Origin of the sequence: Streptomyces sp. NBC_01717, from assembly GCF_036248255.1 — a bacterium.
GTDB lineage: Bacteria > Actinomycetota > Actinomycetes > Streptomycetales > Streptomycetaceae > Streptomyces.
Genome location: NZ_CP109178.1, coordinates 1,550,100 through 1,572,584 on the forward strand (window position 1 = coordinate 1,550,100; position 22,485 = coordinate 1,572,584).

At 69.0% G+C, this 22,485-nt stretch carries 21 protein-coding genes and 2 pseudogenes; 7 read left to right on the top strand and 16 right to left on the bottom strand.

Annotated features, from left to right (window positions below; genetic code table 11):
• The first annotated feature begins 8 nt into the window (after positions 1-8).
• On the top strand, positions 9-866 hold the full coding sequence (locus OHB49_RS07185) for a sugar phosphate isomerase/epimerase family protein (RefSeq protein WP_329158848.1): 858 nt from the start codon (positions 9-11) through the stop codon (positions 864-866).
• A 63-nt stretch (positions 867-929) separates the two neighbouring features.
• On the opposite strand, the gene OHB49_RS07190 is transcribed toward OHB49_RS07185, so the two are convergent.
• Complete coding sequence (locus tag OHB49_RS07190) at positions 930-1,877, bottom strand: NAD-dependent epimerase/dehydratase family protein (protein WP_329158850.1); 948 nt, start codon at positions 1,875-1,877, stop codon at positions 930-932.
• A 130-nt stretch (positions 1,878-2,007) separates the two neighbouring features.
• Between OHB49_RS07190 and OHB49_RS07195 the strand changes: the two genes are divergently transcribed.
• Entirely contained in the window at positions 2,008-2,733 is a 726-nt protein-coding gene (locus OHB49_RS07195) for a TetR/AcrR family transcriptional regulator (protein WP_329158852.1), read from the top strand.
• A 212-nt stretch (positions 2,734-2,945) separates the two neighbouring features.
• Here OHB49_RS07195 and OHB49_RS07200 read toward each other — a convergent pair whose 3' ends face one another.
• Genes OHB49_RS07200 through OHB49_RS07210 form a run of 3 tightly spaced genes read right to left on the bottom strand, consistent with a single transcriptional unit; the run spans position 2,946 to position 5,724 of the window.
• Positions 2,946-3,788 (bottom strand): ABC transporter ATP-binding protein, encoded by an 843-nt coding sequence (locus OHB49_RS07200; protein WP_329158853.1) that lies wholly within the window; start codon positions 3,786-3,788, stop codon positions 2,946-2,948.
• Positions 3,785-4,804, bottom strand: coding sequence for an ABC transporter substrate-binding protein (locus tag OHB49_RS07205; RefSeq protein WP_030973445.1), 1,020 nt, complete (start codon positions 4,802-4,804; stop codon positions 3,785-3,787). Before OHB49_RS07205 ends, OHB49_RS07200 begins: the two co-directional genes overlap by 4 nt.
• Positions 4,805-4,860: 56 nt before the next feature.
• Positions 4,861-5,724 (bottom strand): ABC transporter permease, encoded by an 864-nt coding sequence (locus OHB49_RS07210; protein ID WP_329158854.1) that lies wholly within the window; start codon positions 5,722-5,724, stop codon positions 4,861-4,863.
• A gap of 252 nt (positions 5,725-5,976) precedes the next feature.
• Here OHB49_RS07210 and OHB49_RS07215 point away from each other — a divergent pair, with 252 nt between their 5' ends.
• Positions 5,977-7,020: a LacI family DNA-binding transcriptional regulator gene (locus OHB49_RS07215; protein WP_329158855.1), complete on the top strand. Its 1,044-nt coding sequence runs from the start codon at positions 5,977-5,979 to the stop codon at positions 7,018-7,020.
• A 186-nt stretch (positions 7,021-7,206) separates the two neighbouring features.
• On the opposite strand, the gene OHB49_RS07220 is transcribed toward OHB49_RS07215, so the two are convergent.
• The 3 genes from OHB49_RS07220 to OHB49_RS07230 form a co-directional block, all read right to left on the bottom strand.
• Positions 7,207-8,073: a hypothetical protein gene (locus OHB49_RS07220; protein WP_329158857.1), complete on the bottom strand. Its 867-nt coding sequence runs from the start codon at positions 8,071-8,073 to the stop codon at positions 7,207-7,209.
• Positions 8,070-8,984, bottom strand: coding sequence for an ABC transporter ATP-binding protein (locus tag OHB49_RS07225; RefSeq protein WP_329158859.1), 915 nt, complete (start codon positions 8,982-8,984; stop codon positions 8,070-8,072). Before OHB49_RS07225 ends, OHB49_RS07220 begins: the two co-directional genes overlap by 4 nt.
• A 648-nt stretch (positions 8,985-9,632) precedes the next feature.
• Positions 9,633-10,058, bottom strand: a complete 426-nt coding sequence (locus tag OHB49_RS07230) for a hypothetical protein (protein ID WP_329158861.1) — start codon at positions 10,056-10,058, stop codon at positions 9,633-9,635.
• Positions 10,059-10,511: 453 nt separating this feature from the next.
• Here OHB49_RS07230 and OHB49_RS07235 point away from each other — a divergent pair, with 453 nt between their 5' ends.
• Positions 10,512-10,718 (top strand): hypothetical protein, encoded by a 207-nt coding sequence (locus OHB49_RS07235; protein ID WP_030973434.1) that lies wholly within the window; start codon positions 10,512-10,514, stop codon positions 10,716-10,718.
• Positions 10,719-10,737: 19 nt separating this feature from the next.
• Here OHB49_RS07235 and OHB49_RS07240 read toward each other — a convergent pair whose 3' ends face one another.
• The 9 genes and pseudogenes from OHB49_RS07240 to OHB49_RS07280 all read right to left on the bottom strand — a co-directional run bounded on the left by OHB49_RS07240 (position 10,738) and on the right by OHB49_RS07280 (position 21,026).
• A complete protein-coding gene (locus OHB49_RS07240) occupies positions 10,738-11,328 on the bottom strand; it encodes a GAF domain-containing protein (protein ID WP_030973432.1) in 591 nt (196 codons plus the stop codon).
• On the bottom strand, positions 11,325-11,975 hold the full coding sequence (locus OHB49_RS07245; RefSeq protein WP_329158866.1) for a GTP-binding protein: 651 nt from the start codon (positions 11,973-11,975) through the stop codon (positions 11,325-11,327). The genes OHB49_RS07240 and OHB49_RS07245 overlap by 4 nt, the downstream gene beginning before the upstream one ends.
• On the bottom strand, positions 11,953-12,324 hold the full coding sequence (locus OHB49_RS07250; protein ID WP_030973428.1) for a DUF742 domain-containing protein: 372 nt from the start codon (positions 12,322-12,324) through the stop codon (positions 11,953-11,955). The genes OHB49_RS07245 and OHB49_RS07250 overlap by 23 nt, the downstream gene beginning before the upstream one ends.
• Before the next feature lie 2 nt (positions 12,325-12,326).
• Positions 12,327-12,761, bottom strand: coding sequence for a roadblock/LC7 domain-containing protein (locus OHB49_RS07255; protein ID WP_030924005.1), 435 nt, complete (start codon positions 12,759-12,761; stop codon positions 12,327-12,329).
• Positions 12,762-12,768: 7 nt separating this feature from the next.
• Complete coding sequence (locus tag OHB49_RS07260) at positions 12,769-14,658, bottom strand: ATP-binding protein (RefSeq protein WP_329158870.1); 1,890 nt, start codon at positions 14,656-14,658, stop codon at positions 12,769-12,771.
• A 435-nt stretch (positions 14,659-15,093) separates the two neighbouring features.
• The gene (locus OHB49_RS07265) at positions 15,094-16,374 is read right to left on the bottom strand and encodes a cytochrome P450 (protein WP_329158871.1); all 1,281 of its coding nucleotides are present in this window, start codon (positions 16,372-16,374) and stop codon (positions 15,094-15,096) included.
• 52 nt (positions 16,375-16,426) lie between these two features.
• A pseudogene (locus OHB49_RS07270) lies at positions 16,427-17,814 on the bottom strand (NAD(P)/FAD-dependent oxidoreductase).
• A gap of 60 nt (positions 17,815-17,874) precedes the next feature.
• A pseudogene (locus OHB49_RS07275) lies at positions 17,875-18,108 on the bottom strand (ferredoxin); the annotation flags it as partial.
• Between the two features lie 992 nt (positions 18,109-19,100).
• Positions 19,101-21,026: a lamin tail domain-containing protein gene (locus tag OHB49_RS07280; protein ID WP_329158872.1), complete on the bottom strand. Its 1,926-nt coding sequence runs from the start codon at positions 21,024-21,026 to the stop codon at positions 19,101-19,103.
• 314 nt (positions 21,027-21,340) lie between these two features.
• Here OHB49_RS07280 and OHB49_RS07285 point away from each other — a divergent pair, with 314 nt between their 5' ends.
• From OHB49_RS07285 to OHB49_RS07295, 3 genes are read left to right on the top strand one after another with little or no spacing between them, the layout of a single operon-like run.
• A complete protein-coding gene (locus OHB49_RS07285) occupies positions 21,341-21,667 on the top strand; it encodes a PadR family transcriptional regulator (protein WP_030973407.1) in 327 nt (108 codons plus the stop codon).
• Positions 21,664-22,020: a DUF1048 domain-containing protein gene (locus OHB49_RS07290; RefSeq protein WP_030973405.1), complete on the top strand. Its 357-nt coding sequence runs from the start codon at positions 21,664-21,666 to the stop codon at positions 22,018-22,020. Before OHB49_RS07285 ends, OHB49_RS07290 begins: the two co-directional genes overlap by 4 nt.
• A 1-nt stretch (position 22,021) precedes the next feature.
• Positions 22,022-22,348, top strand: a complete 327-nt coding sequence (locus OHB49_RS07295) for a DUF1048 domain-containing protein (protein ID WP_329158878.1) — start codon at positions 22,022-22,024, stop codon at positions 22,346-22,348.
• Positions 22,349-22,485 lie beyond the last annotated feature (137 nt).

Sequence of the window (22,485 nt, forward strand, 5' to 3'; positions counted from 1 at the left end):
AGAAACGAATGAACAGCACACGACGTGCGTTTCTCGGTACGGCTCTGGGTGCCACCGCGGCCGCCGGTCTCGGTACGGTCCCGGCGTCCGCCGCCGGTTCCCGCCGCTGCCGCCGCATCCCGCCGTCCGGGATCGGCATGCACCTGTACACCATGCGCACGCCGCTGGCGACGGACTTCCGGGGCACGCTGGAACGGCTCGCGGAGATCGGGTACGCGACGGTCGGAGTGAGCGGCCGGCACGGCAACAGCGCCGCCGACATCCGGCGGATGCTCGACGAGACACAGCTCAAGGCGGTCCTCGAACATGTCGGGTACGACATCGTGAGGGGCGCCGGGATGCCGCAGGCGCTGGAGGACATCCATACGCTGGGCGGCAAGTGGATCGTCGTACCCAGTCTGCCGGGGTCGCTGCACAGTCCGGCCGGATACCGGGAGGTGGCCCGGGAGTTCAACAAGGCGGGGCTGGCGGCCCGCGAGTCCGGGCTGAAGCTGCTCTACCACAATCACGGCACGGACCATCAGGTGGTGGACGGCGTCAGCCTGTACGACATCCTGCTCGCCGAGACCGATCCGGAACTCGTCGGCTTCGAGCTGGATCTGTACTGGGCAGCCAACGGGGGCGCCTCGGCGCCCGGCGAGTTGTTCGTACGCCATCCCCGGCGCTTCCCGGCGCTGCATGTGAAGGACATGGCACCGGACGGGGACTTCGCCGATGTCGGGTCGGGGGTGCTGGACTTCCCGGCCATGTTCGACACGGCTCGGCAGGGCGGGGTGAAGCAGTGGCTGGTGGAGCACGACTCGCCGGCTGATCCGTTCGCGTCGGCGCTCGCCAGCTATACGTATCTGTCGCGGCTGCGGTACTGAGCGGTCCGGCGCGCGGCACGGCCCCGGAGAGCGTCGCTCGAGTCTCCGGGGCCGCTGCGGTGCTCAGTGGGCGGCAAGCAGCTGCTCGTACCAGGCGAGGGTCGCGTCCACCGTGGCCGGGAGCGGGTTCGGGGTGAGGCCGTAGGCCTTCTCGATGGCCGACGAGTCGACGATCTGCGGCTCGGTGTGCTGGTAGAACATCTCCGCGTACTCCGCCATGAAGACCTCGTCGAACGGGCCGAACGGGCGGGGCTCGTCGACGACGGTGATGTCGAGCGGACGACCGGTGCGTTGCTCGATCATCGTGAAGATCTGCCGGGTGGTCAGCGCGGGTGCGGTGGGCAGGTGCCAGACCCGGCCGTCGCTGTCGGGGTGCGCGCCGAGGGTGGCGAGTCCGGCAGCCACGTCTGCGATGTACGTGTAGCTGTGCGGCAGGTCGATGTCGCCGAGGGCCGGCACCGCTCCCCCGGTCAGCGCGGCCGGGAATACGGCGCCGCCGAGGGTGGAGTTGAGCACGCCGGGTCCGACGAAGTCGGCCGACCGGCCGAGGACGACACGGAGCCGCCCTTCGGCGTGCGCCGCGAGGTAGCGGGCGTCGAGCTCGGCGCGCATCCGGCCCTTGCGGGTCGTCGTGTTCCACGGTGAGTCCTCGGTCATCACTGCGCCATGCGTCTCGCCGTACGGGTAGAGCGTGTCGAGTACGACGAGCCGCGCACCGACCGCCTCGGCCGCGGCGAGGACGGCCTCCTGGATCCGCGGCATGACGTCGACCTGGAGGTGGTAGCCGACGTTGACGCAGTGGTACACGACCGCGGCGCCCTCGACCGCGGCCCGGGCGCCGTCCGCGGTGGCCACATCTGCGGCGAACCGCTCGACACCTTCGATCGCCGCCCCGTCGCCTGCCCGGTCGACGAGCCGGACCGGGTGGCCGCGGTCGACGAGTTCACGGGCGAGCGTGGTGCCGGCCGGGCCTGCGCCGAGAACTACCTGGAGATCACGTACTGCGGTCACTGCGTACCCCTCTACATCGCTGACGCCTTCTTGCAACTGTTAGAGACAGTAACTCTTGCGATGAGTCATAGCAAGTGCCGCTGTTAGGCTGTGTAACAGAAGTGAGCTTGACTAGCGAAAGGGGTCGGTGATGGTCCAAGCCCAACAGGGGCCTCGCGCCCGATACCGGGAGCAGACCCGGTCGGAGATCAAGGAGGCCGCCCTCCGGCAACTCGCCGGAGGGGGTGTCGCGGCGCTCGCGCTGACCCGTATCGCCAAGGACATGGGGCTCTCCGGCCCGGCGCTCTACCGCTACTTCGCCAGCCGCGACGATCTGCTGAACGCGCTGATCAGGGACGCTTACGACGACGCTGCTGCGGCCATGGCCGCAGCAGCCGCCCGCTCCTCGGACGCCTCACGAGGCCCGCGCGCGCACCTGCACTCACTCGCGGAGGCCTATCGGGCCTGGGCCGTCGCCGAGCCGCATCGCTACCTGCTGATCCAGGGCGCCCCGGTGCCGGGCTATGTCGCACCGGCCGACACGCTGGACCGGGCCCGGGCGGTGCTCGGGCCGTTCCTGCCGGTCTTCGCGGACGGGTCGCCGGGGGCCGAAGTGGCCCGTGTGGTGGACCAGATGACGGCGTGGGCCGGGTCCGACGCGGCTGTGGCCGGATGGGTGGCGGAGTATGTGCCGTCCGCCGTCGGCGACACCGGGATGACGGGGCAGGCCCTGGCCGGCGCCGTGCTCGCCTGGGCGCAGCTGCACGGATCGGTCGGGCTCGAGGCGGCCGGTCAGTTCGCGGGCATGGGACATGGCGGCGACGCGCTGCTGACCGCGCAGACCGAGATGCTGGCGAACGCGTTCGCGCTGGTGTGAGCCCGGGCCCATGGGACGAGGAAAGTCACCCACGCGCGAAGGCCGGGGCGCAGGGCGTTTCGTACGCAGGTCATGGCGCAGGTGCCCGCGCACGCGACTCGGGCATCAGCACAGCCCCACGCAGACCCGGGCGTCGGCGCCTGTGCACGCGGCCGGGGCGTCGGCACTCTCGCACGAAGGCCGGGGCGTCGACGCCCCGGCCCCTTGCCTCGTCAGTCGTGCGCGGACGCCGCCCCGAGCAGGTCTCGGATGTGGGCGGCCGCGTCCCGGAACTCCGGGCGGCCGAGCGTCTCGGCGTACTCCCGTTCCGCGTCCAGTCCCACCTCGATGATCTCGGTGATGGTGCCCGGCCGTGGGCTCATCACCACCACCCGGTCGGCCAGATAGACCGCCTCCGATATCGAGTGGGTGACCAGCAGCACGGTGGTGCCGGTCTCCCGCCAGATGCGGTTGAGCTCCATGTTCATCTGCTCGCGGGTGAGGGCGTCGAGCGCACCGAACGGCTCGTCCATCAGCAGGACCGGCGGTTCGTGCAACAAGGCCCGGCACAGCGCCACCCGTTGCTGCATGCCACCGGACAACTCGTGCGGATAGGCGTCCTCGAAGCCGTCGAGCCCGGTCATCCGGATCAGTGCGTCGACCCGTTCGCGCGCCCGGGCCGCGGGCATCTTCCGGATCTCCGCCTGGAGCAGGATGTTGCGGCGCGCGGAACGCCACTCGAGGAGGGCGGCGCGCTGGAAGACGTAACCGATGTCGTGCCGTGGGCCCTTGACCTGTTCACCACCGAGCCGGACCTCGCCCGTGGAGGGCTTCAGCAGTCCTGCGACCAGCTTGAGCAGGGTCGACTTGCCGCATCCGGACGGACCGACCAGGGCGACGAACTCGCCCGGCGCCACATCGAGCGAGACGTCGCGCAGGGCGGTGACATCGCGGTTCCTGCTGCGGAACCGCACCGAGACGTCCGACACTGCGACGGCAGGGGTGACGGCGCCGCGGTCGCCCGAGGACAGCGGGTCCCGCTCCAGGGGCTTCGCCTCCTGCTTGGGCATCGTCATCCCTTCGGCGCTGTCTTCGCGTCCCAGTACTCCCCGACGGCCTTCGGCTCGGCGACCATGCCGGCCTCGGCGAAGACGTCGATGGTCTGCTGCCAGTCCGCCTCGTTGTTGACCCCGGGTGCCTTGCCCTCGGTCGACGAGGTGTGCAGCAGCGTGAGCGTCGTCTTGAACTGCTCCGCCAGCACGTTCTTCGGCGGCAGCTGCTCCGACGCTCCGTCCATCGCGGCAACCGCGGGGCCGGGCGCCTTCTCCGCGGCGGCCCACGCCTCGCTGACCGCCTGCGCCATGCGCCCCGCGAGCTCCGACTTCGAGGCGAGAAGCTTCTGCCCGGCGAGCAGGCCGTTGGAGTAGAAGTTCAGCCCGTTCTCGGAGAAGCGGAGGTACGAGACGGTCTTCTTGGCCTTGTCCTGCATGGTGGGGCCCTGGTCGCTGGCGTATCCGAGCAGTCCGTCGGTCTTCCCCGAGATCACCGCGGCGATCTTGCCCGCCGGGTCGGTGTTCTGGACCTTCACGTCCGACTCGTCGATGTTGTTCTTCTTGAGGAAGATCGGGAATGTCTTGGAGAGTGCGTCCCCGGCCGTCCCGGCGATCGTCTTGCCCTTGAGATCGGCGGGTGACCCGATGCCCTTGGCGTCGAAGGACTGCACGGATGCGGGAGTGGTCTGGAGGAAGACGCCCAGGCTCTTGACCCGCACCCCCTGGTCGACCGCGGCCAGCAGCGCCGGGGTGTCTGCCCAGCCGAAGTCGGTCTGTCCCGCGGCGGTCGCCTGCACCGTCTTCTGCGAGCCCTGGCCCGCTTGAATCGTCAGATCGATGCCGTGCTTCTCGAAGATCTTCTGCTGCTTGCCGTAGTAGAACGGCGCGTGTTCGCCGTATGGGTACCAGTTGAGCGTCAGCGTGACCTTGTCCAGCTTCTTGCCCGATTCACTGGTGGTGGTCGACGCGTCGTTCCCACCGCAGGCCGTGGCCAGCAGAAGAAGAGGTACGACACCGATCAGGAGTCTGCGCGGGTGCATGGGCTGGCCCTTCTCGCGACGGGGTCCGTGACAGCAGTCAGTGGGGGGCGTTGCGTTCAGTACGAGGTGGTGGCGGGGGCGTCCCGGCGGCTGGCGTGCCACGGGAGCAGGAGCTTCTCGGCGATCTCGACAGCGACGAACAGGACGACACCGATCAGGGACATCACGAGCAGCCCGGCGAAGAGCATCGGGGTGTCGAGGTTGCCGTTGGCCTGGAGGATCACATAGCCCAGCCCCTCGTTGGCACCGACGAACTCGCCGACGACCGCCCCTGTCACGGCCAGCGTGACCGCGACCTTGAGGCCGGAGAAGAGATGCGGGAGGGAGGCCGGGAAGCGGATCTTGAGGAAGGTCTGCCAGGGCTTGGCGCCCATCGTCGCCGACAGCTGCAGCATCTCCGGGTCGACCGCCTTGAGGCCGGTGACCATGGAGATCACCACGGGGAAGAATGCGATCAGGACGGCGATGAGGATCTTCGGTGCGATACCGAAGCCGAGCCAGACCACGAACAGCGGTGCGATGGCGATCTTCGGTACGACCTGCGCGAACAGCAGGATCGGGTAGAGCGTGCGCTCGACGGTCGAGGAGTAGACCATGATCACGGCCGCCAGCACACCGACGGCCACCGCGATCACGAAGCCGAGCAGCGTCTCGTACGTGGTCACCCAGCTGTGCTGCCAGAGATAACTCGCCTTGCCCGTGAGGACATCGAGAGTCGCCCCCGGTGACGGTACGAGGTACGGCTCCACCAGCTCGGCCGCCGAGATCACCCACCAGGCGACGAAGCAGGCCAGCAGCAGGGCGACCGGACGCCAGCTCTGCTCGGCCGCCCGCGCGAACCGCTCGGCTGCCGACGGCGCGGACCGCCGGGCAACTCCGGCCACTTCGGCGGGACTTTGGGCCAACGCGCTCTGGCTCACTTGAACTCCCTGTGCTTCGGCGGCAGTTACGGAGAGCTGTGCGATCTCGCGGTGACGGAGAAGGCGCTTTCAGAAAGCGCTTTCTGGTAAGGTGCCGCCACGCTAATGACTGCCTGCACGCATGGTCAATAGGTTGTCCCGAAGTTTCGGGACCCTGCCGCCACCGCGCCCTTAGGAGTCGAGTTGAGCCAACGGGTGACACGGGCGACGGACCCTCCGGGGTCTCGGCGTGGCGTCCGGACCGCGACCCATGTGACGCTCGACGCCGTCGCCCGGGAAGCCGGGGTCTCACCGGCCACCGCCTCGCGAGCACTGAACGGCACGGCCCGGGTCCGCGACGATCTGCGGCAGCGGGTGCGCGAGGCGGCCGACCGGCTCGGCTACATCCCCAACGCCCACGCCCAGGCACTGGCCGGCGCCGCCAACAACCGTACGGTGGGCGTGATCTGTCATGACGTCAGCGACCCCTACTTCGCCGCGATCTCCAGCGGCGTGATGCGGGCCGCGGCGGAACAGGGGCTGCTCGTGATGCTGGCCTCGACGTTCCGCGAACCGGCCCGGGAGATCAGCTACGTCTCCATGCTGCGGGCCCAGCACGCCCGGGCGATCCTGCTGATCGGATCGGGCTTCCAGGACCGCGCCTGGGAGCGTGCGATGGATGCCGAACTGGAGCCGTACGTCCGGGTCGGCGGGCGGGTGGCGGTCATCAGCCGGCACCGCAGCCTGCGGGTGGACGCCGTGCAGCCGGAGAACCGGGCGGGGGCCGCGGCGCTCGCCCGGGCGCTGGTGGAGCTGGGGCATCGGACGTTCGCAGTGCTCACCGGGCCGGCCGCGCTGACAACGGTCTCCGACCGGCTGGCGGGGTTCCGCGAGGGGCTCGCCGAGGCGGGCATCGGGCTCGGGCCGGTGGTGGAGGGGGCGTTCACCCGCGACGGCGGGTACGAGGCGGCCCGGCGGCTGCTGCTCGATGCGGGTCGGGCGTCGTCCCGGCCACGGCCGACGTGCGTGTTCGCGGTGACCGATGTGATGGCGGTCGGTGCTCTGGCGGCACTGCGCGAGGCGGGGCTGAGGGTACCGGAGGACGTGTCGCTGGCCGGGTTCGACGACATTCCGCTGGTACGGGAACTGTCGCCGCCGCTCACGACGGTGGCGCTGCCGCTGACGTCGATGGGCGAGAGCGTGATCGCACTGGCGCTGCGGGAGACAGGGGCCGTACGGAGGGCGCGGGTGGTGCGGGTGGAGGGGGAAGTGGTGTTGCGGGGCAGTACGGGGGTGCCGGGGGGTGGAGTGCGGTGACCGGGGGCGCCCGGGGGCCGGCTTTGTCCTCAATCGCCCCCATGCCCTTGAGGTCTTGGGAGGGACCTCCTTGAGGCCGGGGGCAGGCGTGTTGGTGGGCAGCGAGCGCGTCAGTGGTGGTGGCAGGGGGGCGGCTCCGGTGGCCCGACGGCAGCTCTCTGAGCCGCTGCCATGTTCGACAAGTCGTCAGCCCGCCTTGGCGTCCCTCTGGCAGTAGGCCCAGAACCCGGCTGCAGTGACAGCTACCGTGTACAGGCAGAAGACCGCCACCGCGACCGGGGTGGACAGGTGGGAGCCGACCAGTGCCTGGGCGAAGGACCGTTCGTCGTCCGAGTAGGCGGAGACGTCGGTGAGCATCGCCCGGCCGGCCGCGAACGGCAGCCAGTCGCCCACGCCGTCCATCCCCGGCACGTACCCGAGGAGCGCACCCGCGAGGCGCTCACCGAGCAGCGGCCACAGGACCAGGAGCAGGACCGGAACGATGCGGCTGCGTAGCAAAGCGACCAAGGCCAGGCACAGCAGCGCCCAGCATCCCATCCACCCGACGAACCGGGCAGCCGGTGCCAGGACTTCGGTCCAGGCCGGCTGGGAGGCGCCGGCCATGGCCAGCGACACCGCGCAGGAGAGCGCCCCCAGCAACGCACTGGCGGAGGCTGCACCGGCTCCGACGGCGAAGCCGACCGCACACTTCGCCCCGTAGGCGGCACCGCGTCCGTTCACGGCCAGCCAGGTCGTCCGTGCGGCACCTGACACAAGATCGGTCGAGACCGGCCCGGTGCCCAGGACCATCACGAAGAAGCACAGGGCCGGGATCTGCATCGACAGCGGGGTCCACGCGATCACGTCTGCCACCGTCGCGGAGCTGACAGTGTGCTGGTTGCCGAGCTCGAGCAGGACCGTGATGCCGCTCAGCAAGCTCAGCACCGCCACCACGCCGAGCAGGATCCATGTCGAGCGCAGTGCGGTCAGATGCCGCCACTCGTAGCGGCATGCCCTGCGGAACGCGTCGGTAGGCCCGACCGCCACCGGGACCTTCATCACGGCAGATGTCACGAGATCCTGAACTCCTCTTGCGCTATGCCGAGGTAGAAGTCCTCCAACGAGGGTCTGTCCTCATGCAGCCAGTACAGCGGCACCCCAGCCTTCAGTGCGAGCGTGCCGATCCGAACGCGGTCCAGACCTGTAACGGTGGCTCTGTGCCCACCGGCGGGCTCCAGGCGCCCGCCGTGGTCGGCCACCAGCCGGGCCAGGGCCGACAAGTCCGGTGCCTCCAACGTCACTACACGTCGGTGGGACGCACGCTTGAGCACCTCCGTCATCGGCTCCGCCGCCACGATCCGGCCGCGGGCCAGCACCACCACATGATCAGCCAGTTGCTCCATCTCCCCCAGGAGATGGCTGGACACCAGCACTGCCCGGCCCTGCGCTGCCTGGGCACGCAGGAAGTCCCGCAGCCAACGGATCGAATGGGGATCGAGCCCATTCGCCGGCTCGTCGAGGATCAGCACGGGCGGATCGCCCAGCAGCGACTGCGCGATGCCCGCGCGCTGCGCCATGCCCAGCGACAGTTCGGACAGCTTTCGCCGGGCTGCATCGGTCAGCCCGACGGTCTCCAGTAGGTCGTCCACGCGTTCGTCCGGCACTGCGGACCCGGCGGCCACCATGCGCAGATGCGCACGCAGACGGTGCTTGGGGTGGCCCGCCACGCCTCCCAGGACCGCACCGACGACCGTGCCGGGCGCGCCCCACTCATACAATGGCCTGCCGAGGAAGAGTGTTCGCCCATCGCCCCTCGACAGGCCCAGCATGAGCTGGATCGTTGTTGTCTTTCCCGCGCCGTTCGCTCCGACGAAACCGGTCACCTCACCGGCGCGGAGAGTGAGTGAGACGCCATCCAGAACCCGCTTGGCGCCGAAGGACTGGCCAAGCCCCTGCGCCTCGACGAGGGCGTCACCCTTCTCCACTGCGCGCTTCCTTCACCTGGTAGACCGGCCGGCCGGCCGATTGAGCAGCAAACTTTGACTGAAACAGCCACCGTGTCCAGATCACTTCGGTTCATGTAGGGTCTTCTTGCGTTATCGCAAGGGGGAGGAAGCCTTCAAGGGCGACCTGAACAGGCGTGGAAACCGGAAGGTCCCCGCGCGGACTTCTTCCCCCGATTAAATTCCTTGAATACGCGACGGAAATACGCACATGTTCACGGCCCGGTCTATCGGCGCACGAGAGCAATCAGCTGCCAGACCAGTACGGCGTGCACAAGAATGCACATACCCCACGCTCCGGGCGTGCGCGTCCCACGACGGAATACCGTTGCCCATCCGGTTGCCACCAAAAGGGCGGACACGGCGCACAGAATCCAGGAAATGACAAGCCATGGCGTGGAGAGCTCCGTGAGAAGTCTGATCGCGGCAAGGGGCGCAAGCGTCAGAAGAGGCAGGGCCCATGTGCCTTCGGTGGCAGTGCGAAGGGGCTTGGTATCGGTCATCCGGGAGCTCCAGTGTTTCCGTGTCGCGGTGTACTGGCTGCAGCTGGGTCTGCGCGGGTGCACCCGCGCAGACCCAGCTGCAGCCATTCAGTCAGGGGTCACAAGCACTCCGGCCCCCTGAGCCTCGTCAGTGGAGGGCGTTGTAGATCTCCAGGAGCGTCAGCCCCGGGGAGACAGCCGCGAGAGGGGCCCTCGCATACCAGGGCAGACCGTCGTACCACTTCTTGAAGTCGCTGTACTTGCCGGCGATGGCCTTGGCGAAGCCGCCGACCTTCTGGAAGGCGGCCTTGATGACGCTCCACTTGCTGGCGGCCGAGACCTCACCGCTGGCTATCTTGTTCATCTCGGTCCGCTCGGCGGCCGAGAGACCGACCGCGAGCGAGCTCGCCAGCAGGGTGCGCGCGGCCTGCTGAGCCTCGGCCTGCTGCGTGACCGAGATGGCCTGAGGCGCGGCCGCGGTGGCCTGGGAGGCCTGGGCCAGGCCCGCAGCCCCGCCAAGAGCGATGGCAGCGGCTGCCGAAACAGCCGCCAGGCGCAGAGCATTACGGTTCATTCGTGTTATCCCTCGCGTCGTCGCAAGGGGAAGGAAGCCCATGGGCAACCCGAACAGGCGTGGAAACCGAAAGGTCCCCCCGAACCACTTCCCCCGATTACTTAGCTTCTGCCGAACCCTCTGGTCAAGGAGGAATCGGCGTGCTGGCACCTCAACCTTCAGGTGCCGAACACACGTGCACGATACCTTCTGGTCGATCACTTGACCATGGTGAAATTGGTCAACGGGCATCAGATATCCGACTGATTTTTCGACGACCTGCGGATTCACGCCTTGGTGCGTACTTACCCTTGGCTTGAACCAGCCTTTACCATCGCGGCAACGACTGGTGAGCTTCTGCACGCTTGCTTCGTGACGGTATTCGGTGTCACCGGTCAGGCTGCACCGCTGTGTCGTATCGGATGGTGCAGGTTCAGACCGTGCTGTCCCGTGCTCGGTGGAGAGGAGTCTCACGTGCCTGAAGGCGCGGTGCGAATCCCGTGGGTGGTCCAGCTGCCGTGTTCCCGCCCTGGTCCGGGCGGGCGGAGCATCCACGTCTCGCTGATCGCACTGTCCCGCGACACCCTGCATCCGCAGGCGTTGCGCACGTCGGTGGCGGTGCGGGCGGATGCGGATACGGTGGTGCTGACCTTCCTGGACGGCACCGAGGTCGAGGCGTGAGCGCGCGAGGCGAGGCGGTTCAGGGCTTGATGCCCTGGTTGTCCTCCCGTCGGTGGATGTGCCCGATAAGTTCCTGCGCCAGGGACTTGATCGTGTCGAGGCCGGCCCGCCCCCAGGGGCGGGGCACGGTGTCGACGGCGCAGACGGCGCCCAGTGCGACGCCCGTACGGTCGATGAGCGGCGCCCCCAGATAGGAACGGATACCTATCTCGTCGACGACCGGGTTTCCGGCGAATCGCGGGTAGTCGCAGACGTCCTCCAGGACCAGTGCCTTGCGCCGCGCGACGACATGCGGGCAGTAGCCGTGGTCGAGCGCCATGTAGCGGCCGCCACGGCCGCTGCCCGCAGCCGTGACACCCAGATCGGAACCGGTGCAGGTGCCGGCCGGGGTGTGCAGACCGGCGAAGAACTGCCGGTTCCCGTCAATGAAGTTGACCATCGAATACGGCACATCGGTCACTTCGGCCACCTTGTCGGCGAACGCGTCGAAGCTGTGGAACGAGGTGTCGCCCCGCTCCCCGAGCCCGAGCATCCGCAGCCGTCGGGTGCGGACAGAGGCATCGCGGTCGACGGGGGTCAGCAGCGGCCGTCCGGTCGCGTGTCGGCTCACGGATGGGATCCGAAGCCGGAGAGCGGGGCCGGTGCGGAGGTGGCGTTGATCAAGTGCTGCACCAGCGTGACCAGCGCTCCCGTGCCCGAGCTGGCGATCCGGGCGTCGCAGAGGACGACGGGCACGTCGGGCCCGAGGTCGAGCGCGGCACGTACCTCCTCAGGGCCGTAGCGGTAGGAGCCGTCGAACTCGTTGACGGCGACGATGAATCCGATGCCGCGCCGTTCGAAGAAGTCGACGGCCGGGAAGCACTCCTCGAGTCTCCGGGTGTCCGCCAGCACGACCGCGCCCAGCGCGCCCTGGGAGAGCTCGTCCCACATGAACCAGAAGCGCTCCTGGCCCGGGGTACCGAACAGATAGAGCACATGCTGCTCGTCGAGGGTGATGCGGCCGAAGTCCATGGCGACCGTGGTCGCGGTCTTGGACTCGATCCCCTCGAGGCTGTCGGTCGCCGCGCTGACCTGGGTGAGCAGCTCTTCCGTGCTCAGCGGTGCGATCTCGCTGACCGCGCCCACGAACGTCGTCTTGCCGACGCCGAAGCCGCCCGCCACCAGGACCTTGAGTGCGACGGGGAAGTACTCGGTGTCCCCGGTGCCGTCACCCCCGGGCGATCCGCCGAAGCCGTCAGAGCTGTCGTCGTAAGCCATCGAGCACTGCCTCCAGCAGGGATCGGTCGGTGGGCATGTCATGAAAGGCCGGCGGATGCGCGGTGACTGCGCCGCAGTCCACCAGGTCGGAGACGAGCACCTTGGTGACGACCGCGGGCAGCCGCAGATGCGCGGCGATCTCGGCGACCGAGGTGGGGCCGCCGCACAGCCCCAGCGCCACGGAGTGCTCGGGGCCGAGATGGGTCTGCGGATCGGTGCCCGTGGCCATCACCAGGGAGAGCAGGTCGAGCACGGTCGTCGGACGGGTACGGCCGTCGCTCACGGTGTACGGACGGATGAGCCGGCCGGCCGCATCGTCGAGCAACGGCCCGTCCTGCTGGGCCGACACCCTCACAGTCCCGTGGCGCTCGGTGCCCCGGCCGCTTGTCTGGCCGGGGTCATCAGATACGGCCGGACGCTCTTGACCAGCATGGTCATCTCATAACCGAGCACCGCGGCATCCGCTTCACGTCCGGCGAGGACGGCGAGACAGGTGCCGGAACCGGCGGTGGAGACGAACAGCAGCGTCGAGTCGAGCTCCACCACCACCTGGCGGACCTCTCCGTTGTCACCGAAGCGCGCTCCGGCGCTGCGGCCGAGGGAGTACAGGCCGGCGGCCAGCGCCGCCATGTGGTCGGCGCTGTCGGCGTCCATGCCGTGGAGGGATTTCACCAGCCCGTCGGCGGAGAGCAGGACCGCACTGCGCGTGTACGGCACACGCTGTACCAGCCCGCTCAGCAGCCAGTCGAGGTCCGAGACCTGACCGGACGGCATATCGGTCGCCATGGTGCATCTACTCCTTGAGGGTGTTCGTTTCGAGAGGGTCCGGGGCGGGGTGCGACGGTTCGGCGGGCGCGGTGACTCCGCGGACCGGCAGCGGTTCGAGTGGGGCCGGCGGTTGCCAGGCCTGCGGTGCGGGCGCGTCGCGGGTGCCGTCCGGGGCCTGCGCGGTGTCGGCGTCCGACACGCTGCGGGCCTCGGCGAGCTCGATGCCCCGGCGGAAGGACGCCATCAGGCCCGGGTCGTGCAGGACAGGTTGTTCGTCCTCGGTGCGCGGCGCGGGCGCCTCCCTGAGCTGTGGGACCAGGTGTTCCTGGTTGGCGCGCCTGGGGAGTTGGGGCCGCCCCATGGTGCCGCGGACGACTCCGGGGTCGGGCTGGAGAGCCGGAATCGCGTCGTCCGGGCGCTGGACGCCGGGGCGGGCATCGGCGGGGATGGACCGGTTGACGCTCTCGACACGCAGCGGCAGCGGTGGTGCTTCGCCCTGCCTTCGCAACTGCTGCGGTGGCTGATGCAGCCGCAGCGGCTGACTGGTTACCTGCGGCTGCCGGTTCTGGGCCGGCGCGGGGCCCAGGTCCCGCCGGCGGGCGGTGTCGTTCTGGGCCGGTGGCCGGTGTACGGGGCCGGGCGGCGGGACCGATGCGGCGTCGGCCGTCGTGGGCGCGTCCCCTTCGACCCCGAGCAGGGACTGCGGCAGCACCAGTACGGCCTGTGTGCCGCCGTAGATGTTGCTCTGCAGCCGGACCGCGATGCCGTGCCTGCGGGCCAGTGACGCGACGACGAACAGTCCGATCCGGCCGTCCTGCAGCAGATGGGCGACGTTGACCCGGTCGGGATCGGCGAGCAGGGTGTTCATCCGCTTCTGTTCGTTGGCCGGCATGCCGAGTCCGCGGTCCTCGACCTCCAGGGCGAGCCCTGCCGTGACGTGCTGGGCGCGCAACAGCACCTGGGTGTGCGGGGCGGAGAACACGGTGGCGTTCTCCACGAGTTCGGCCAGCAGATGGATCACATCGGCCACGGCGTGCCCGCGCAGCGTGCCGTCGATCGGTGGCACGAGCTTGACCCGTGGATAGTGCTCGACCTCGGCGATCGCCGAGCGCAGCACCTCGGTCATGGTGACCGGGTTGCTCCACTGCCGCCGGGAGACGGCGCCGCCGAGGACGGCGAGGTTCTCCGCATGCCGGCGGATGCGGGTGGCGAGATGGTCGACGTGGAACAGGCCCTTGAGCAGATCGGGGTCCTCGACCTCGTTCTCCAGCTCGTCCAGCAGCTGAATCTCACGGTGTACGAGCGACTGGAGCCGGCGGGCGAGATTGACGAAGACCTCGACCCGCTGTTCCTCGCCCGATTCATGGGTGAGCCGGGAGGCCTGCACGACTGCGGCCACAGCCCCTTCGTGCGAGCGGCCCATTTCCTGCGCGAGCAGGTCGAAGGCGTCGCTGCCGGGTGGCGCGGGCTGCGGGGGCCGCCGCGCGGGCAACGGTTCGCCGTTGCGCAACTGCTCCACCACCCGCTGCAGTTCGGCCTGCCCCTGGGCACTGGCACGGCGCAGGGCCAGACAACGGCCGAGGACGGTGGTGGCGACCCGGTTGGCGCCGAGGAACGCGGCGACCACAGCGGCGACGGCCAGCGCCGCGGATCCGCCCAGCGCGGTCCAGAGCGGGGTGGTCATCGGGGCACTCGTGGAGCGGACGGTGATGATGACTGCTGCGGCGCCGCACAGTGCGACGGCGATGGCCGGCAGCACGGCCGTGCGGAAGATCTGGGGTCGTATGCGGGCATCGGGGGACAGCTGTGCGGCGCGTGGCCTGGCGGCGGCCGAGTGGGCACGGGCCCCCGGCCGGCCGTGCCGCCCGCCTTCTCGGCGTTCCGGTCGCGCTTCGGGTGCGCGAAGTTGAGACATCAGCGTCCTCGGTACGTGGGGCACCAGGAATCGGCGTTCATGTGGTGGCACCTACGGTGGTCGGTCAGGCTCAGGTCATCGGTCGGGCAGGCCCGCAAGATATGAGCCCACCGTTGATCACCGGCCACACACGGTAGTCGCCGAGCGAGCATCCGTGGCGGGCAGTTGCAGAACTTGCCCGCCATCCGTCCCGCTCTGGTATGAGCTCTCGCACGGACAACCGAATACGCCTCATTGACACCCGGGCACGGACACCCGGGCAGCCGGAGCACGTAGAACGGCACGGCCGATCCGGCAGAGCCGGACGGCCCGAGCCGCTCCGAGCGCAGATTCCCCGGCCGTGGTCACGGAGGAGCTTGCAGGAGGTGGGTGCAGGACCCGCGAATCCACGAGCACGGACGGTGCTCAGGTGGGTGCCGTGCACGGTCATGGTTTTCATGGTGGGCGGTGCAGTCCGGGGTTGACGCCGTCGAGGTCGACGAGGAGGTGACGGGGGCCACGCAGGGACGGACTCGCACGGTAGGGCGGCGGGTCGACGACGAGTCGGGGGTTCTTCAGCCGGTGCGCCAGCTCGGTGAGGGCGATCTGCGTCTCGGGACGGGCCAGTGGGGCTCCGAAGCAGTAGTGGATGCCGCCGCCGAAGCCGAGGTGCTCGTTGTGCTCGCGGTCGGGGTCGAAGCGGTCGGGGTCCGGAACGAAGTCGGGGTCGCGACTGCCGGAGGCGAGCACGAGTACGACCGGTGAACCCTTGGGGATGGTGGTGCCGGCGATCTCGATGTCGTCGAGGGTGTTCCGGCTGTTGGACAAAATCTGCACCGGTGGTTCGTAGCGCAGGAGTTCCTCGACCACCCGGGCGGCCAGATCGGGTTCGTCGCCGCGGCGTAGCCGGTCGAGTACCTCGGGGTGGCGCAGGAGGGTGAGCATGCCGTTGGTGACGAGGTTGACGGTCGTCTCGTGGCCGGCGACGAGCAGCAGGGCCGCGTTGCTCAGTATCTCCTCGGGTGACATCGGCGTCTCGTCGCCGTCGCCGCTGAGAAGTCCGGAGAGCAGATCGTCGCCCCGTCGGCCGTGGCGGGCGTCGAGGAGCTCGGCGAAGTACTGGCCGAGGTCGGCGACGGCCTTCGCGCGCCTTTGTTGCCGCTCCACGATCCCGCCGGTGCTCGGGTCGCCGGCCTGGACGACCGCGTCGGACATTGCCTGGAATCGTGATTCGTCCTCGCGCGGGACTCCCAGCAGCTGGCAGATCACCGTCACCGGGAAGGGGTAGGCGAAGTCGTCGACGATGTCGACCCGGGTCGTGCCCGACCGGTCCTTCCCCACGAAGCCGTCGATCTCGCCGGTCACGATCTCGAACATGTGGGGAATCATGCTGTCGATGCGACCGGGACGGTGCGGTGGGCCGAAGTTCCGCGTCAGCAACCGCCGGAGCCGGTCGTGCTCGGGTGCGTCGGTCAGGATGAAACTGGGCGGGAGCGTGGCCGGGCCCTCGTCGAGCCCTCGCGCCGACGCCCCGGCGGCCAGCTCGGGGAGGTTACGCATGTCCGAGCTGAGCCTCGGGTCGTGGAGCAGGGCGACGATCTCCCGGTAGGTGCTCACGACATAGCTCCCGTCCTCCACCCGTACCACGGGCGTCTTGCGCAGCTCGGCGTAGAGCGGGTACGGGTCGGCGCGGTGGGAGTGGTCGAGGATCTGCTGCCAGATGCTGGTCTGGTTCATGGAACATCTCCCGCAACTCGGAGGTCCGGACGCGTCGTGGTTCGGGCAGGCGTCACAGGTACGTCCTGCGGACCAAGGTGGCCCGCCGCTCGCTGGGCCCGTGACCGGTCACCACGACGGTGGCGTGAGGGGTGGGCCTGTCGGGGACCTCGGCCGCGACCGGCCGTGCGTCGGTGGGCTGGTCGGTGGTGCGGAGGACGGCGGGAACGGCGCCGCCCGGTCGATCAACCCCGCGTAGAACTCCAGCCACTTGGACTGGTTGAAGCCGACCGCCGCGGTGATCCGCCCGCGGTAGCCGTAGACGGCGACGAAGCGGCGCTCGGCCACCGATCCCTGCGCGATGACGACGTGGTCGGCATGGGTCGGGACGCCGACCGACTTGATCTCGGTGCCGAACTGGGTCGACCAGAACTCCGGCAACGCCAGGTGCGGCCATCGTTCGCCCTCGCCGCTGATCATGTTGTGTGCGGCGATCTCCGCCTGGGCGACGGCATTGCCCCAGTGCTCCAGTGAAAGGTACTGGTAGTCGTAGACGGGGTGCGGGCAGCGGGCCACGTCGCCCGCGACGAACACATCGTCGGTGACGACGCCGTTGACGTCGACGGCGCGGCAGCCCGCGTCGCATGCCACACCCCAGACACCTGCCGCCAGTCCCGAGCCTTCCAGCCACTCGACGTTGCGGATGCTGCCGAGCGCGGCCACCGCCACTTCGACGTCCAGAGTGCTGCCGTCGGACAGACGCGCGCGCCGCAGCCTCCCGCTGTCATCGCCCTCCAGCGACTCGACCCGAACGCCGCACCGCAGGTCGACGCCGTTGTCGCGCTGCATCTGCGCCGCGACCCCGCCGATCACCGCGCCCAGCGCCCCGGCCAGCGGGGCCGGGCCTCGCTCCAGGACGGTCACCGGCAGATCCAACTCGCGGCAGGCGGAGGCGACCTCACAGCCGGTGAACCCGGCGCCGATGACCAGCACCCGGCCGGGTCCGGCCACCAGCCGCTGCCGCAGCCCTTCCGCGTCTTCCGGCGTATGCAGTGCGAACAGCCCGTCGAGCGCGGCCTCCGCCTCGTTCGGCCACGGGCGCGCTCGCACCCCGGTGGCGATGAGCAACCGGTCGAATCCCACCTTCGCGCCATCGGCCAGCAGCACCTGCTTGCCCCTCAGGTCAAGTCCCGTGGCCGCGACTCCGAGCCGCCAGTGCGCGTCGAGTGCCTCGTGGCGGGGCAGTCCGGTCCGCCGCGCCGGAACCTGGCCCATGAGGACCTGCTTGGACAACGGCGGCCGGTCATAGGGTGCGTGAGGCTCGTCCCCGATCACGGTCAGCGAGCCGGTGAAGCCCTCCCGGCGCAGCGTACGACCAGCCCGCAGGCCGGCCAGGGACGCCCCGACGATGACGATGCGCCCCGTACGCTTGAACGCTCCCCCAGAGCCGGGGGCGGCCACGTGCTTCTCGGGCGCGGGCTGCCGGAGCCGGGTGTCGTCACGGTCGAGGAAGATGGCCTGGACCGGGCAGGCCGCCGCGGCCCGCGCGACCTTCTCCCGCTGCGCGTCGTCCGGATCGGTGTCGTACAGCAGCGCCTCGTCCCCCCGGATGGCAAACACATCCGGTGCGGCGAAAGCGCACTGTGCGTATCCCTGGCACCGTGTGAGGTCCACGACGACCTTCATGTGGACGCCCCTTCCGAACCCTGCGGATCGGCCGTCTCGTCCCACGCCCGCGCACGCACGTTCCGCCATCTCAGTGGATCACGGCACACCCGGGACCGCATCCCGCTGCGGGCCTCAGCAGGAGTGCCGGCTTCCTGTCACGATGCCGTCGACCGTCCGACCTGCGCGGAGCGGGGCCAAGCGCACATGCCTCGGTCGACAGGCGCGGAGGGGTTGCCAGCGGCTGGTAAGAGGCGGAGCGTGGGAATACGGGGGTGAAGCAGAACTCGGGGGTCTCCACAGGACGAGGTTCATCATGACCAGAACTGTGCGTAGACGAATCCCAGCGTTCGTGTGTGCATCCGCCTTGGCCTCAGCACTTGCCTTCTCAATAGCTGCGCCGACAGCCCAGGCGGCGCCACAGGTTCCGGCACAGACCACCGCGTCACAGGCCGTACCCGCCGGCTGGTGCGACTGGCACCCAAGCGAGTGCGGATGGCAGCCATGGACCACCACCTATCCCGTGTACCCCGTGTACCCCGTGTACCCGGTCTACCCTGTGTACCCCGTGTACCCCGGCTACTACTAGTCACGACTTAGGCGGTCCGCGGTTCGAGTAGCGCGGGTCCCGGGGTGGTCCGAGCTGCGGGTCCGGTAGAGGTCCCACCCCGCCGTCGAGCCGGAAGAGCGGGGCACTCGATGTCAGCTCAGTTCGGCATCAGATCTCCGCAACAAGCTCGTCATCAGGGGCCGCCGTGACGACGGCCGCGGTCGACTCCAGGGGCGGCCACTCGGCCCACCCCTCCAGGGGAACGGCGCGTGACGATTCGTAGTTGGTGATGGTGACCACCGCAGCCGAAGCACGGCCACGAAGAGGATGGGGCCGCGCCGATGGGCCATGAGCACGTCCGGCGTCCACAGGCTGAAGGCGGTCCCGGGGACAGGCACGACGAAGCTCCTGGCAGTCGGCGGGTGGTCTTGGTCGTCACCCCGTCTGCCAGGAGCTTCATCGCTGCGTACTGCTTGGGCGCCTCACCCTGGAGGCGACCCCGTGGGTGAGCCGTCTCCCGTGGTCGGCAAGATCAGCAGGGGAAGGTGCCGCTGTAGAGGGCGTGTCCGTAGGAGGAGCTTCCGGAGCCGAAACCGTAGATGCCGTCGTCGCTCCAGACGGCTTCGCGGAAGCCGCTGACGCAGGTCGAGGTCGGCGCGATCGCGAAGCCCTCCAGGTTCTCGGTCGGCATGACGGCCGGGTTCTTGTAGGTCACGTCCGGCACGAGCGCACCGGAGGCGTTGACCTTCATGAAGGTGTGCGTCTCGCCGCACGTGTTGTCGCAGGTCGCGATGAGGCGCTGGGTTCCGGCGTCGAACGTCACGTCCATCACGGAGGCCTTGCCGGTCGCGATCGCGCCGAACGTGGTGAACGTGCCGTCGGAGTTCAGGCCGTAGACGTGCAACGTGCCGTCATACTCCAGGCCGGCGAAGAACAGGCCCGACCCGTGCAGCGGGTAGTTCGCCGGGTTGTAGGCGGCGCCGGTGCGCGGGTCGACCCAGCCGTTCGCGGTCAGCCAACTGTCCGGCACGTAGCCGACGCCCTCGAAGCCCAGGTTGGCGTCGTCCTTGTCGCCGGTGTTGAGCTGCGGGAACTGCGAGGTCATGTCCCACTGGTGAACCGGCGTCAGCGTCGAGCCGGTCGCCGCCGGGTCGAACTCCAGGATCGTGTCCTTGGGCGCCGTGTTCTTGGTGTTGTCGCGCTCGGAGGTCACGTAGATGTGGCCGTTACTGCCGACCGTCAGACCCTCTGCGTCCGGCTCGCCGGAGCCGCCCGCGAAGCGGATCTGCTTGCCGGTCGCGCTCCACGACGAGTCCGGGATCCACTTGCCGTTGCTCTTGGCCAGCTTGTACAGCCAGTTCTTGTTCTTGGCGGCCCACAGCACCGACGGGTGCGCCGGGTCGAAGGCCAAGCCGCTCAGGTCCCGGCCTTCCGGGCCGGTGGACGTGGTGAACGCGCAGACGTTGTCCGCGATCGTGACGTCAAGGCCGCCCGGCCACGCCAGGGTGCCCGTCGGGGTGGAACCCGTGCCGCCGGCCGCCTCGGGGGTGCAGCCGCTGGTGAGCGAGCCTCCGCCGCCCAGCAAGTGTCCGGTCTCATCGCCGCCGCCACCATCGCCGCTGCCGGAGCAGGAGTTCGCGCTGCCGAGCGTCGCGGTCGTGGCGGTCCGGAACCAGCCGCTGCCGTTGGTGCAGCGCTCGTCCGACGGCTTGGCACCGTCGGTCGCCCAGGTCACCGAGTCGATGCTGTTGCCGTTGTTGTCGACGAGGAAGGCCGAGTCGTTGTCGCCCAGTCCGATGGTGGAGTTGAACGTGACGTAGCCGCCCGCGGGGATGCTGGTCGCGCTCGGCGAGGAGGACGAGATCGAGGCCGCGGAGTGGGAGGTGTCGTTGTCGACGTACTTCCACGACCCGACACTGACCGCGCTCGTTCCGCCGTTGTACAGCTCCACGGTGTCGGAGCCGTTCGAGGTGACCTCGTTGATCCGCACCCGGCTCGCCGCCGGGATCGACGACGGGCAGCCCGAGGCGTTCGAGGCGCCGAACGTGGTCGCCGAGGTCGTGGTCACCCACGCCCCGGAGCCGTCGCCGCCGCAACGCGCCATCGCCGGCTTCGCCTTGTCGGTCGCCCACTCGACGCGGTCGACCACCGTGCCGCCGGACGTGTAGATCACCAGCTTGTCCGAGTCACCGAGCCCCTTGGGCGAGTTGAAGCTGACGAAGCCGCCCGCCGGGATCGTGCTGGAGGACGGGCTGAACGTCTGCGGCGAGAAGCTGTCGTCGGACATCTTCCAGCCGCTGATGCTGACTGCGGTCGAGCCGGTGTTGTACAGCTCCACCGTGTCGTTGTTCGACGAGGTGACTTCGTTGATCCGAACGTTCGGGTAGCCGGCCGGGTCCGCGGCAGCCGCAGACTGAGCGGCCAGCATCCCTGTGATGAGCAGTCCTGAAAGCGTCAAAGCCGCAGCGCATACCGAGGCGACGCCGGAATGTGAGTGTGAGGTAGGCACGAGTTGAAACTCTGGTGACACGATCTTGAAACGGCGTGTACTCCAGCTGAACGCCACCTGCTGACCACCGCAACGCCAGGCGCACATCGCCACCTTGCGAACACCGGAGGACCGAGGTTCGTCGCATTGGATCCCTTCCTTCGCTTCGCGGATCACAGAGTCCGGTCCGTGTTCGCCGATCGCTGGCAGCCTCCACTACTCGGTGATACCGTATAGTGGTACTCGGTACTACGCAGTACCACTAGGACCGAGGAGGACTCGCGATGGACGACCTGACGGAGATGCTGAAGGGCACGCTCGAAGGGTGCGTGCTCGAAATCATCGGCAGCGAGGAAACCTACGGGTACGCCATCACCCGCCGGCTGAACGATCTCGGCTTCGCCGACGTCGTCGAAGGGACGGTTTACACGATCTTGCTGCGACTGGAGAGGAACAAACTCGTCCAGGTGACGAAGCGACCATCCGGGGTCGGTCCGCCGCGCAAGTTCTACGCGCTCAACGACGCCGGACGCGAGGAACTCGCGAAGTTCTGGACGAAATGGCAGTACGTCTCATCACGCATCGACAGGCTCAAGGAGGGCGGGAGATGAACTTCTGGGAGACCATCACAGGCAGCGATCTCACCAGGGAATGGAAGGCGTTCGAAGCCCGGGCCGAGGCCCTGCCGGACGAATACCGGGTGGCGTGGGAACAGATCAAGGGCCACCTCTTCCCCCATGGGAGCTTCACCGGCCGCAACCTGATGCCGATCCTCGACGCAGCCCTGGGGCTGCTCGAAGAAACAGCGGCCGACGGGCAGAGCGTCCACGAGGTGCTCGGCGACGACATCCGAGGCTTTTGCACGGCACTGGCCGGTGGAGAAGGGGCCCGAACCTATCGCGACCGGTGGCGCGAGCAGTTGAACAGGAACGTCGCAAGGAAATTGAGCCGGCTAGGAGGCTGACGTGGGCATCCAGGACATCATCGAGGGCAAGAAGCAGTGGCGGGCGCACATGGCTCGAGTCAAGGCGCTCCCGCCGGACTACCAGATCGTCTACAAGGAGATTCAGAAATACCTGTTCAAGGTCGGACCGATCGACCTTCCTGACGGGCCCCTGCTCCCCGGGATCGTCGACTTCTTCGAGGAGGGCGCCGCCGCGGGCAAGGGGGTCTTGCAACTCATCGGCAGCGACGTCGCCGCGTTCTGCGACGACCTGGTCAAGGACTCACGCACCTATGCGGACGTCTACCAGGAGTCCATCAGCAGGGAACCCGGCACGGCCGGGAAGTAGCACCCGTCGCCTCATGCCGGTGGGCGCGTAGCCCGCACGCGCGGTTCGTTCGCCTCGGCGCAGCGCGAACAGGCGCGGACCGACCGGTCACCGGAAGCCGCCGCAGATCCTGTCCACCGAGGTGGTCGAGCAGGCTG

Bases quoted from the DNA above. Each gene is read 5' to 3' on its own strand.
- OHB49_RS07200 (WP_329158853.1), bottom strand. From the start codon at position 3,788: ATGACGATGCCCAAGCAGGAGGCGAAGCCCCTGGAGCGGGACCCGCTG.
- OHB49_RS07245 (WP_329158866.1), bottom strand. From the start codon at position 11,975: ATGGCTTACGACGACAGCTCTGACGGCTTCGGCGGATCGCCCGGGGGT.
- OHB49_RS07205 (WP_030973445.1), bottom strand. From the start codon at position 4,804: ATGCACCCGCGCAGACTCCTGATCGGTGTCGTACCTCTTCTTCTGCTG.
- OHB49_RS07290 (WP_030973405.1), top strand. From the start codon at position 21,664: ATGAACTTCTGGGAGACCATCACAGGCAGCGATCTCACCAGGGAATGG.
- OHB49_RS07230 (WP_329158861.1), bottom strand. From the start codon at position 10,058: ATGAACCGTAATGCTCTGCGCCTGGCGGCTGTTTCGGCAGCCGCTGCC.
- OHB49_RS07185 (WP_329158848.1), top strand. From the start codon at position 9: ATGAACAGCACACGACGTGCGTTTCTCGGTACGGCTCTGGGTGCCACC.
- OHB49_RS07260 (WP_329158870.1), bottom strand. From the start codon at position 14,658: ATGTCTCAACTTCGCGCACCCGAAGCGCGACCGGAACGCCGAGAAGGC.
- OHB49_RS07285 (WP_030973407.1), top strand. From the start codon at position 21,341: ATGGACGACCTGACGGAGATGCTGAAGGGCACGCTCGAAGGGTGCGTG.
- OHB49_RS07265 (WP_329158871.1), bottom strand. From the start codon at position 16,374: ATGAACCAGACCAGCATCTGGCAGCAGATCCTCGACCACTCCCACCGC.
- OHB49_RS07255 (WP_030924005.1), bottom strand. From the start codon at position 12,761: ATGGCGACCGATATGCCGTCCGGTCAGGTCTCGGACCTCGACTGGCTG.
- OHB49_RS07195 (WP_329158852.1), top strand. From the start codon at position 2,008: ATGGTCCAAGCCCAACAGGGGCCTCGCGCCCGATACCGGGAGCAGACC.